The organism is Streptomyces soli (assembly GCF_003999195.1).
GTDB lineage: Bacteria > Actinomycetota > Actinomycetes > Streptomycetales > Streptomycetaceae > Actinacidiphila > Actinacidiphila soli.
In genome coordinates this window covers 1-11,219 of sequence record NZ_RJVR01000335.1, presented here as the reverse complement: position 1 = coordinate 11,219, position 11,219 = coordinate 1, and the positions used below count along the sequence as shown (strand labels likewise).

The window sequence follows — 11,219 nt, the reverse complement described above, 5'->3', positions numbered from 1 at the left end:
GACGTCCCGACCGACCGTCCGGTTGCCCACCGGCCGGCGTCCCGCGGCCGCGGAAGAAGGAGCAGCAGTGCAACACTTATCGTCCCGAGACCGCTCTCGTAAGACGACATCCGTCACCCGCCGCACGAAGACTGCCGCCGGAGCGCTGGTCGCCCTGACCGCCCTGCTCGCCGTCGGCGCGCAGACCGGAACCGCCGGCGCGCAGACCCCGAACGGCGCCCAGAAGAAGATCATCGCCACCCCCAAGCCGGGTGCCGCCCAGGTCAAGCTGACCCCCACCCAGCGCGGGGCGCTGCTGCAACGGGCCGCGGACTCCACCGCCACCACCGCGAGATTCCTGAGCCTGGGCAGCGGCGAAAAGCTCATCGTCAAGGACGTCGTCAAGGACGCGGACGGCACCGTGCACACCCGCTACGCCCGCACCTTGGCCGGCCTCCCGGTGCTTGGCGGCGACCTGGTCGTCCACGAGCGCGCCGGCAGCGGGGAAGCCGTCACCAGGGCCACCAGCGCCCGGATATCGGTACCGACGACCAAGGCCGGGACCTCGAAGGCCACGGCGCAGAAGGCCGCGCTCGGGGCCGCACTCGCGGACGGCGCCAAGAACGTGAAGGCGAAGGGCACTCCGCGCCTGGTGGTCTGGGCGGCAAGCGGCACGCCCGCCCTCGCCTGGGAGTCCGTGGCCACCGGAAAGCAGGACGACGGCACCCCCAGCGAGCTGCATGTCGTCACCGACGCCCGGACCGGCATGAAGCTGTCCGCGTACGAGGCCGTGGAGACCGGCACCGGCACCGGCCAGTACAGCGGCCCCGTCACCATCGGCAGCACGCTGTCCGGCAGCACGTACGAGCTGACCGACACCACGCGCGGCGGCCACAAGACGTACGACCTCAACCAGGGCTCGTCCGGCACCGGGACCCTCTACACCGACGCGGACGACGTCTGGGGGAGCGGCGTCCAGAGCGACCGCCAGACCGCCGGCGTGGACGCCGCCTACGGCGCCCAGGAGACCTGGGACTTCTACAAGGACACCTTCGGCCGCAACGGCATACGCAATGACGGCGTCGGCGCCTACTCCCGTGTCCACTACGGCAGTAACTACGTCAACGCCTTCTGGCAGGACTCCTGCTTCTGCATGACCTACGGCGACGGCTCCGGCAACGCCAAGCCGCTGACCGCGCTCGACGTCGCCGCCCACGAGATGAGCCACGGCGTGACCGCCGCAACGGCGGCCCTCAACTACAGCGGCGAGTCCGGCGGCCTGAACGAGGCCACCAGCGACATCTTCGCCGCCGCCGTGGAGTTCTACGCCAACAACCCGCAGGACGTCCCCGACTACGAGGTCGGCGAGCTGATCGACATCCGTGGCAACGGCACCCCGCTGCGCTACATGGACAAGCCCTCCAAGGACGGTGCCTCCAGGGACTACTGGTCCTCCACCCTCGGCAGCGTGGACGTCCACTACTCCTCGGGCCCCGCGAACCACTTCTTCTACCTGCTCTCCGAGGGCAGCGGCGCCAAGACCATCAACGGGGTCGCCTACGACAGTCCGACCTACGACGGCCTGCCGGTGCCCGGCATCGGCATCAGCAACGCCGAGCAGATCTGGTACCGGGCCCTGACCACCTACATGACGTCGACGACCAACTACGCCGGCGCCCGCACCGCCACCCTGCAGGCCGCCGCCGACCTGTTCGGCGCCGACAGCGCGACGTACGAGACGGTCGCCAACACCTGGGCCGCGATCAACGTCGGCAGCCGTGTCGTGCACGGCACCTCGGTCACCAACCCGGGCGGCCAGACCGGCGTGACCGGACTCGCCGCCGGCCTGCAGATCCAGGCCACGACCACCAACACCGGCGCCACGCTCGACTACGCCGCCACCGGCCTGCCCGACGGCCTGGCCATCGACCCGGCCACCGGGCTGATCTCCGGCACCCCGACCACGGCCGGCACCTCCGGCGTCGGCGTCACGGTGACCGACTCCACCGGCAGCGTCGCCTCGGTGTCCTTCGACTGGAACATCACCGCCTCCGGCGCCTCCGTCTGGGAGAACCCCACCAATACCGACATCCCCGACGCGGGCCCGGCCGTCGAATCCCCGCTCACCGTCGCCGGCCGCTCCGGCAACGCTCCGAGCACCCTGCAGGTCTACGTGAAGATCGTGCACACCTACCGCGGTGACCTGGTCATCGACCTGGTCGCGCCCGACGGCTCCACGTACCGCCTGAAGGGCTCCGGCAGCGACTCGGCGGACAACGTCGACACCACCTACACGGTCGACGCCTCCAGCGAGACCGCCGACGGCACGTGGAAGCTCCGCGTCCAGGACGTCTACAGCGTCGACACCGGCTACATCGACACCTGGAAGCTGACCTTCTGACCCCTCCCCGTCCCTACGCGCTCCGGCCCCGTCCCTTCCGGGGCGGGGCTTCCGGGGCTCACGCTTCGCCCCGGCCCTTCGGCTGCACCTGGGCCGCGGCCAGCAGTACGTCCTGCCATGCGCCATGGCGCCCGACGCCGGGCAGCATCTGCGAGCGCACCGGCGAACCGGCGAGGACCAGGAACTTCAGGCTCCCGTTCATCCCCTTCTCGGGCAGGACGCGCCCCCGCGCGTACGGCCCATCATTCGGCAGTCGCAGCCGGAACTCCGGGTATTGCGTGTGCTCGTCGGCCATCGTCTCCGGTTCCCCTTGGCAGATCCACCGAGAACGATAGGGGCTCCCACTGACAGCCCAGGGCTGTACGAGCGCAGTCGCTGCCGAGGCTTCCCGTCTCGGGGGTGTCCCCTCGGCGGCCGGCCAGCCCCCGCAGGTCAGAGATCGTCGGGAAGCAGCCGGAAGGCGGGCTGGCCGGTGAGCGGCCGCATCATGCGGAAGTGGCCGTCAGTGGTGAACATGTCGGCAGTCTGGAAGGCCGCCGCCAGAGCCACGTTCATCGCGTCGGCGAGTCCCACCCCCGCACCGCCGTCCGCGTCCGCATACCCGCGCATCACCGCCATGGCGCTCCGCAGGTGTGTGGCGGTGTCGGGGATCTCGAACCGGCGGGCTTCGGCCCGCCCGGCGATGAAGTCGAGGGCGTTCATGACTGCCGAGGGGCCGATACGTGAGGTCAGCAGGTAATCCAGCTCGGTGAGCACCATGGGCGACACCACGAGGTGGCCTGTTCGCGCGAGAGCTTCCCGATGGGCCGCGTGGCGTGGGTCCTTGGGTGTGAACAGCCGGTACAGGGCGTTGGTGTCGGCGATCGCGACCGGGATGTCAGCCATCGGTCTCCTCGGGCGCAGCGGCTCCGCCCATGCCGCGCAGCGTCGTCTCGATCTCGTCGTCGTCGAGCACGGGGCCGCCCAGGTCCGGAAGGTCCAGGTCTCCCATGGGGTCGGTACGGAACGGGTACGCGGGCGGGCCCGTCAGCGCACCACGGGGCACGATGTCCCCTATGGGCACGCCGTCCTTGGTGATGGTCACCGTCTCCCCGGCCGCCACCCGGGCGAGGACACGCGATGTCTGCTGATTGAGCTCCCTGAGCGGGACCTCCGCGTTATCGCTCATGCCACGACTGTACTACGCGTTCTACACCCGAGGCCCAGTAAGGCGCCCTGGCCGAACCCCTGAGCGTGCCGTTGATCACCGGTGACGCCCGTATCGGCAGGCACGGCGCGGCGCGCTGAGATCGAGACCTTCGAGGAGTCTGCCACCCCAAGGAATCGCGGGGCTTGCTGGAGCGACTGCGAGGGGAGCTATGAGTACGACGGAACTCGCCTGGTTCAAGTCCAGCTACAGCGGCACCCAAGGCGACAGTTGCGTGGAGGTCGCCGTCACTGAACAGGCCGTCCACGTAAGGGACTCCAAGGACGTGACGCGCCCCCACTTCGCCGTCGGCCGTGACGCCTGGGCGCGGTTCGTGCGGTTCGCCGCGCGCGGCTGAGGCGTTGCCGTAACAGACCTCCGCGCGGTCAGTTGGAAACGTTGGCTCCCTTCGGCTTGCCCACGCGGAGGGCAGTGCCCAGCACCAGTAGGAGCAGGGACACGACTGACGCGGCCCATGCGGCTCCGCCGTCCGGCTCGATGTTCGCGAACATACTCGCGGCGAGCAGCGCGAAGAACGCCCCCGTGGCCAGCGGACCGGTCCCCGAGGGCATGGGGTTGGCCATCTGCCAGCGCCTGCGCCGGACCCACAGACGTAGCAGCTCCGCAGTCATCGCCAGTGCCGCAAGCCTGGTCGTGATCCTGAACCACGCCGGAGCCGCGACGTCTGGCTCGCCCACGCCCAGGATCGCCGTCATCCCGAGGAAGACGATCGGCACGAGCCAGCCGAGACTCGCCCGGACTCCGGGAGCCGAGTGGGGTACCGCCACGTCGGTGGCTTTCGTGAGACCGACCCGCGGGCGGGACGGCGCGTCCGAGGCCGGTACGGACTCCAGGGTGCGGGAGCGGGGATGACGGGCAGTGTCGGCGCCTCCGGATGCGGCCGGAGTGCGCGGGCCTGGGCGCGGCGGACGCGGCGGCCTACATCGCCGTACTGGTCCATGTGCGCGGACAATTATGGTCGTAGCCGCCGACGCCGGGCTGCCATCCGCCCTGGTAGCGGCCTACCACGGCACGGCGGTTCCGTCCCAGCTGAAGAACTGGCCGGTGGGTCCGTCGTCCGGCAGGAGGGCCAGCCTGACGGCGCCCGCAGCGCCCTCGGCCGGATCTCCGGAGCTGGCGGCGGCGCGCGCGTTGAGGTCGGTCGCCCGCAGACCGGGGGCCAGGGCGTTCACCTTGAAACCCCCGGCGGCGAGTGCCTGGGCGTAGAAGAGCGTCACCGCGTTGAGGGCCGACTTGGACGAGCGGTAGGCGGCGCCGGAGCCGGCCGCGAGAGCGAACTGCTGCTCCGGGTCCGCGCTCCAGGTCAGCGACCCGGTCCCGCTGGAGACGTTCACGATGCGCGGCCCCGCGGAACGGCGCAGCGCCGGCAGGAAGGCGTTGGTGACCGCGAGGACCCCGAAGACGTTCGTCTCGTACGTACGGCGGAAGCTGTCGACGTCGGCCTCGGGCGCCGAACTGCCGTCGACCATGATGCCGGCGTTGTTGACCAGGATGTCCAGGCTCTCGACCTGCCGGGCGGCGTCGGCGATGCTCGTGTCGTCCGTGACGTCGAGGACCAGCAGCCGGGCGTCGCCGCCGATCTCCTTGACGGCCTGCTCTCCCCGCCCGGCGTCGCGCGAGCCGACGTAGACGGTGAGTCCTGCGGCGGCGAGCTGCCGCGCGATCTCTTTACCGATGCCCTTGTTGGCACCGGTGACCAGTGCTGTGGAATCGTTCATGACGTCCACGATTCCGTAGAGGCATCGGCCGATCCAGGGACAACCGATCCCTGTCAGCCGGAAGGAGGCGGCATGGCGAGGCCGGAGCTGGCCCGTTTCCTGCGCGACCGCAGGGAGAACCTGCGCCCCGCCGACGTCGGCCTGCCCGGCGACCGGCGGCGCCGAACCCCCGGCCTGCGCCGGGAAGAGGTCGCCCTGCTGGCCCAGATGTCCGTCGACTACTACGCCCGCCTCGAACAGGCACGGGGCCCGCGCCCGTCACCGCGCATCCTGGACGCCCTCACCGATGCGCTCCGGCTCACCCGGGCCGAGCGAATCCACCTCTTCCGGCTGGCCGGCACCAACCCGACACCGCCACCCGGCCCGGTTCGCCGGGTCCGCCCGCACCTGGTGGACCTGCTACGCCGCATGCCCGAGACGGGGGCCATCGTCACCGACGCCACGTACGACGTCATCGCCTGGAACCCGCTCGCCGGTGCCCTGCTGGGGGGCGACCTCAGCGCGGAGCCGAACCTCGCCCGTCGGCGGTTCCTGGGCGTCGGCCGCCCTTACGAGAGCTCGAGCGCCGAGGAGTTCACCCACATCGTGGTCTCCCGGCTGCGCCGCGCCGCCGACCGTTACCCCCGAGACGAGGCACTCGGCCGCCTGCTGGCCGAACTGCGCGCCGGAAGCGAGGAGTTCGGCCAGATCTGGGACACCAACCCAGTGCATGCCCCCGGCCACCGCACCAAGACCCTTACCCACCCGCAAGTGGGCCGACTGCGCCTGAACTGCGACGTACTCACCGTCCCCGACGACGACCAGCAGGTCGTCTTCATCACCGCGGACCCCGGCACCCCCTCCGCCCGAGCCCTGCGCCACCTGCTCCCCGCCGGCTGACCCTCCTGGCTCGCCCGTCCTGCGGCGCCGCTTCGCCGGGGTCGGGCCACCCGGCCGCCCAGCTGCGTGCCGTGGTCACATCGACGCCTCGGTCAGGGAAAACGGACTCGGCGAAGAAGCGGTCGTACGCGGACGCCAAGGACCGCGGTGAGCAGGGCGACAGCCCCCAGACCAAGTCGCTGCGCGTCGCCATCGAAGCGGGAGTCCGCTTCTACCAGGCGCTGGCCGACTGGGCCGTGTGGGCGAAGACGGTGCCTCCCGCGGCGCCCCCAGCTGACCAGGGCCCTTGACGCACCGAGGTCACCGGCCTAGCCTCCCCTGGACACGTCTAGACAGGTAGGTCGACGATGACGGATTCTCTCGGTGGCGGAACCGACCGCGGCTCCTCAGGCCGACAGCTCCAGGTGGAGGCGCACGGCCTCGATGTGATCGGTGACGCGGAGCGCAAGGGCACTCCGCGCACGCTGTTCTGGCCCTGGTTCGGGGCCAACGTCTCGATCCTGGGCCTCAGTTACGGGGCCTTCGCGCTCGGCTTCGGCATCTCCTTCTGGCAGGCGCTGGCCGCCGGAGTGATCGGCATCGTGTTCTCCTTCCTGCTCTGCGGCTTCATAGCCGTGGCGGGCAAGCGTGGCTCGGCTCCGACGATGGTGCTCAGCAGGGCCGCGTACGGCGTGGGCGGAAACCGGCTGCCCGCCGTGATCTCGTGGATCCTGACGGTCGGCTGGGAGACGGTGCTCACCGCGCTCGCGACCATGGCCACCGCGACCGTCTTCGGGCGGCTCGGCTGGGGCGGCGGCACCGAGACCAAGGTGGTCGCCCTGATCGTGGTGGGCGCGCTGATCGTGGTCGGCGGTGTGATGGGCTTCGACCTGATCATGCGGCTGCAGACCGTCATCACCGTTGTCACCGGCGTGCTCACGGTCGTCTACATCGCGCTGGTGGCCGATCACATCCACTGGCATACCGTCAGCGCCGTACCGGCGGGCTCCGCTGAGCAGTTCATCGGCGCGCTGGTCTTCATGATGACCGGCTTCGGCCTCGGCTGGGTCAACGCCGCCGCGGACTACTCCCGTTACCTGCCGCGCGGCTCCTCCAGCCGGGGCGTGGTCGGCTGGACGACCTTCGGCGCCTCGGTGGCGCCGCTGCTCCTGCTGGTCTTCGGCCTGCTCCTCGCGGGCTCCTCCAGTGACCTCAGCAAGGCCGTGGCCGCCGACCCGATCGGTGCGCTGACCACGATCCTGCCCACCTGGTTCCTGGTTCCCTTCGCCGCCGTCGCCGTGCTCGGCCTCGTCGGCGGCGCGGTCCTCGACATCTACTCCTCCGGCCTGGCCCTGCTCGCCGCGGGTCTGCGGGTGCCGCGCTATCTGGCCGCGCTCGTCGACGGCGTCCTGATGATCGCGGGCTCGGTCTACATCGTCTTCTTCACCGACAACTTCCTCGGCCAGTTCATCGGCTTCCTCACCACGCTGGGCGTCCCCGTGGCCGCCTGGTGCGGGATCATGCTGGCCGACCTGGCGATGCGCCGCCGCGACTACGACGAGGCCGATCTGTTCCGCAGCGGCGGTCGCTACGGCGACGTCCCGCTCCAGCCGCTGCTGCTCACCGTCGCCCTCACCGCGGTCGGCTGGGGCCTGGTCACCAACACGGCCGCGAGCTGGCTGAACTGGCAGGGCTATCTGCTCGGCCCGCTGGGCCTCGGCGGCAAGTCGGGCGCCTGGGCCTACGCCAACCTGGGCGTCCTGGCCGCGCTCGCCCTCGGCTTCCTCGGCACGCTCGCCCTCGGGGGCGGGCGGGTGCGGGCCCAGGAGCGGGAGGACCCGAGCCCGGCGGCGAGCGAGGAGGTGCTGAGCGCATGAGTGCCGAGGCATTCCGCGGTCGGCTCGCCGTCATCGACATGCAGCGGGTGTTCGCCGAGCCCGACAGCCCCTGGGCCACCCCCCGCTTCGACGAGGCCGCCGAGGGCGTACGTCGACTGCTGCCGGCCTTCGGGGATCGGGTCACCTTCACCCGCTTCCTCGCGCCCGAGAAGCCCGTCGGTGCCTGGCGTGCGTACTACGACCAGTGGCCCTTCGCGCTGCAGCCGCCGCAGTCCCGGCTCTGGGAGCTGACGGACGAATTCGCCGCTCGCGCCCCGCACGTGCTGGACGCCACCATCTTCGGCAAGTGGACCCCCGAACTGGCCGAGCGCGTCGGCCCTGACGGACGGCTGGTCCTGGCCGGGGTCAGCACGGACTGCTGCGTGCTGTCGACCGCCCTCGCCGCCGCCGACGCCGGAGCCGAGGTACTCGTGGTCGCCGACGCGTGCGCGGGAGTGGACGACGACTCGCACGCCAAGGCCCTCCATGTGATGGACCTGTACGGACCGCTGATCCGAGTCGTCACCGTGGACGACATCCTTACCGGGGACCCGTCTTGACCGGCGTCCGGCTCAAGCACCAGCAGATCACCGAGATCCTCGCCAAAGAGATCCGCCGCGGAGACCTGCCCACCGGCGAGCAACTGCCGGGGGAACACGCCCTGGCCCAGCGCTTCGGCGTCAGCCGCACCACGGTCCGTACCGCGCTCGCCGAACTGAGCGAAGCGGGCCTGATCGCCACCCGCACCGGCAAGGGCTCCTACGTACTCTTCGACGGCCGACCGCTGGACGACCGGCTCGGCTGGGCGCACGCCCTGGCCGCCCAGGGCGTCGACACGTGCGTACGGACGCTCGCGGTCCGGGAGGTCCATGACGAGGAGCTGGCCGATCAACTCTCGCTGGACAAAGGTGTGTTCGTACGGGTCGAGCGTACCCGGGAGCTCGTCGACGGCGGCTCGGTGATCTCGTACGAACGGAGCTTCCTGCCCTCCGTCCCCAGCGTCAGGGAACTGCCGCAGCGGGGCCTCGGCGACCTGTCGCTCACCGAGGTCATGCGGCGGGCCGGGCTGCACCCCGACCATGGCGAGCAACGCCTGGCCGGGCGGCGGATCGACGCGCACGAGGCGGAGGTGCTGCGTCGCGCACCGGGGGACTGGTTCCTCGACACGCGGCGCACAAGCCGCGCGGCCGACGACTCCTTCGTCGAACATGTCGTCAGCCTCCTCGATCCCGACCACTTCCAGCTGTCCCTCGAATTCGGCTGACCTACCACCGGAAAGCGCACATGAGTCCCGTGAGCCCCAGCCTCCACAGCCGCGCCACCGGAGCCCTGTACGGGCTCGCGCTCGGCGACGCCCTCGGCATGCCGACGCAGATGCTGTCCCGCCCGCAGATCACCGCCCGCTACGGCCCGGTCCTGACCGGCTTCCATCCCGCTGCCCCCGACCATCCCCTGGCCGCCGGGATGCCCGCAGGAGCGATCACCGACGACACCGAACAGGCCCTGCTGCTGGCCCGTTTGCTGCTCGACGGCGGGGGCGCCGTCGACGCGGAGGAGCTTGCCCGGCGCCTGGTCGCCTGGGAGGACGACATGCGGACCCGCGGCTCGCTCGATCTGCTCGGCCCGTCCACCAAGCGCGCGGTGGAGCAGGTCCTCGCGGGTATCCCGCTGGACGAGGTCGGCCGGTACGGCACCACCAACGGCGCGGCGATGCGCATCGCGCCCGTGGGCATCGCCGTGCCGTCGGCGGACCCGGTCGCTCTGGTGGACCGGGTGGTGGAGGCCAGCAGGCTGACCCACAACACCGGGGTCGCCCTGGCCGGAGCGGCAGCCGTCGCCGCCGCCGTGAGCACCGGACTTGACGGTGCGTCGGTTCCCGAGGCGGTGGAGGCGGCGGTCGGGGCTGCCCGCCTCGGCGCCGAGCGCGGCCACTGGGTGGCCGCCGCCGATGTGGCCGAGCGGATCGTCTGGGCCACCGGTCTCGTACGGGAGCTGCCCACGGCGACCGAGGTGTGCGAGCGGGTCTACGCGCTGGTGGGCACCAGCCTCGCGACCCAGGAGTCCGTACCGGCCGCCTTGGCGGTGCTGACTGCCTGTCAGGACGACCCGTGGCAGGGCGTGTTGCTCGCCGCGTCGGTCGGCGGTGACTGCGACACCATCGCCGCCATCGCGGGTGCGATCGCGGGCGCCTGCCACGGAGTGGAGGCGTTCCCCTCCGACGCCCGGGCCACCCTGGACCGGGTCAACAAGCTCGACCTCGACACGACGGCTACCGCTCTCCTCGCGTTGCGCGGGCGGAAGTGAGCCCATGCGATACGACCGGCTCCTGCACCTCGGCAATGTGGTCATGGACCTCGTCCTGGAGGTCCGGGCCCTGCCCGAGCGCGGCGGCGACGTGCTCGCCACCCGCAGCGAGCGGACACCGGGCGGCGGCTTCAACGTCATGGCAGCGGCGGCTCGCCAAGGACTGCCCGTTACCTACGCGGGGGCCCACGGCACCGGGCCCTTCGGCGACCGGGCGCGGGCCGCGCTGCGCGCCGAGGGCATCGTGACTCTGCTCAGGCCCCGCACGGAACGCGACACCGGCTTCGTCGTCTGCCTGGTGGACGCCGAGGGCGAGCGCACCTTCGTCACCAGCCCGGGCGCCGAGGCCACACTGACCCCAGAGGACCTGGCTCAACTCCACCCGAGGCGGGGTGACTTGGTCTACCTCTCCGGATACGGCCTGCTGTACGAGTCCAACCGCGCCGCCCTGATCGGGTGGCTTCCGCAGCTCGATCCGGCCGTCACGGTGGTCGTGGACCCGGGGCCCCTGGTCCGTGAAATCCCCACGGCCGCACTGGAGTTGCTCACGGCACGCGCCGACTGGTGGAGCTGCAACGCCCGCGAGGCCGCGCTGCTCACCGGGACCGACGACCCGTCTGCCGCCGCCCACGCCCTGCGCGCCCGCCTGAAGCGCGGCTCCGCCCTGGTCCGTACCGGCCCCGACGGCTGCCTCCTGCATCACGACGGCACGCTCGACGTGATCCCGGGATTCGCCGTGGACGCCGTCGATCTCAACGGCGCGGGCGACGCCCACACCGGCGCCTTCATGGCCGCCCTGGCCCAGGGCCTGGCCCCGGCCGCCGCCGCCCGCCGCGCCAACGGCGCCGCCGCGATGGCCGTCACCGCTCCGGGGC

At 71.5% G+C, this 11,219-nt stretch carries 14 protein-coding genes; 9 read left to right on the top strand and 5 right to left on the bottom strand.

Annotated elements, in window-relative coordinates; genetic code table 11:
- The first annotated feature begins 67 nt into the window (after positions 1-67).
- Complete coding sequence (locus EFK10_RS40440) at positions 68-2,380, top strand: M4 family metallopeptidase (RefSeq protein WP_127360640.1); 2,313 nt, start codon at positions 68-70, stop codon at positions 2,378-2,380.
- Positions 2,381-2,438: 58 nt separating this feature from the next.
- Here the strand turns inward: EFK10_RS40440 and EFK10_RS40435 are convergent, their stop codons facing one another.
- From EFK10_RS40435 to EFK10_RS40425, 3 genes are all read right to left on the bottom strand, one after another.
- A complete protein-coding gene (locus tag EFK10_RS40435; RefSeq protein ID WP_127360639.1) occupies positions 2,439-2,675 on the bottom strand; it encodes a hypothetical protein in 237 nt (78 codons plus the stop codon).
- 137 nt (positions 2,676-2,812) lie between these two features.
- On the bottom strand, positions 2,813-3,265 hold the full coding sequence (locus EFK10_RS40430) for a PIN domain-containing protein (protein WP_127360638.1): 453 nt from the start codon (positions 3,263-3,265) through the stop codon (positions 2,813-2,815).
- Positions 3,258-3,548, bottom strand: coding sequence for a type II toxin-antitoxin system Phd/YefM family antitoxin (locus tag EFK10_RS40425; RefSeq protein ID WP_127360637.1), 291 nt, complete (start codon positions 3,546-3,548; stop codon positions 3,258-3,260). Before EFK10_RS40425 ends, EFK10_RS40430 begins: the two co-directional genes overlap by 8 nt.
- 190 nt (positions 3,549-3,738) lie before the next feature.
- On the opposite strand from EFK10_RS40425, the gene EFK10_RS40420 reads away from it, so the two are divergent.
- Positions 3,739-3,924 (top strand): DUF397 domain-containing protein, encoded by a 186-nt coding sequence (locus tag EFK10_RS40420; protein ID WP_127360636.1) that lies wholly within the window; start codon positions 3,739-3,741, stop codon positions 3,922-3,924.
- 28 nt (positions 3,925-3,952) lie between these two features.
- Here the strand turns inward: EFK10_RS40420 and EFK10_RS40415 are convergent, their stop codons facing one another.
- Positions 3,953-4,354 (bottom strand): hypothetical protein, encoded by a 402-nt coding sequence (locus EFK10_RS40415; RefSeq protein WP_127360635.1) that lies wholly within the window; start codon positions 4,352-4,354, stop codon positions 3,953-3,955.
- Between the two features lie 234 nt (positions 4,355-4,588).
- Positions 4,589-5,305 (bottom strand): SDR family oxidoreductase, encoded by a 717-nt coding sequence (locus EFK10_RS40410; RefSeq protein ID WP_127360634.1) that lies wholly within the window; start codon positions 5,303-5,305, stop codon positions 4,589-4,591.
- 72 nt (positions 5,306-5,377) lie between these two features.
- Here EFK10_RS40410 and EFK10_RS40405 point away from each other — a divergent pair, with 72 nt between their 5' ends.
- From EFK10_RS40405 to EFK10_RS40375, 7 genes are all read left to right on the top strand, one after another.
- Entirely contained in the window at positions 5,378-6,184 is an 807-nt protein-coding gene (locus EFK10_RS40405; protein ID WP_127360633.1) for a helix-turn-helix transcriptional regulator, read from the top strand.
- 71 nt (positions 6,185-6,255) lie between these two features.
- The gene (locus EFK10_RS40400; RefSeq protein ID WP_206305789.1) at positions 6,256-6,474 is read left to right on the top strand and encodes a hypothetical protein; all 219 of its coding nucleotides are present in this window, start codon (positions 6,256-6,258) and stop codon (positions 6,472-6,474) included.
- Between the two features lie 57 nt (positions 6,475-6,531).
- Entirely contained in the window at positions 6,532-8,040 is a 1,509-nt protein-coding gene (locus EFK10_RS40395; RefSeq protein ID WP_127360632.1) for a purine-cytosine permease family protein, read from the top strand.
- Complete coding sequence (locus EFK10_RS40390) at positions 8,037-8,600, top strand: cysteine hydrolase family protein (protein ID WP_127360631.1); 564 nt, start codon at positions 8,037-8,039, stop codon at positions 8,598-8,600. The genes EFK10_RS40395 and EFK10_RS40390 overlap by 4 nt, the downstream gene beginning before the upstream one ends.
- Entirely contained in the window at positions 8,597-9,304 is a 708-nt protein-coding gene (locus EFK10_RS40385; RefSeq protein ID WP_127360630.1) for a GntR family transcriptional regulator, read from the top strand. Before EFK10_RS40390 ends, EFK10_RS40385 begins: the two co-directional genes overlap by 4 nt.
- Positions 9,305-9,324: 20 nt before the next feature.
- Complete coding sequence (locus EFK10_RS40380) at positions 9,325-10,344, top strand: ADP-ribosylglycohydrolase family protein (RefSeq protein WP_127360629.1); 1,020 nt, start codon at positions 9,325-9,327, stop codon at positions 10,342-10,344.
- Positions 10,345-10,348: 4 nt separating this feature from the next.
- Positions 10,349-11,219, top strand: an 871-nt coding sequence (locus EFK10_RS40375; RefSeq protein WP_127360628.1) for a PfkB family carbohydrate kinase, incomplete at its 3' end; no start/stop codon positions are given.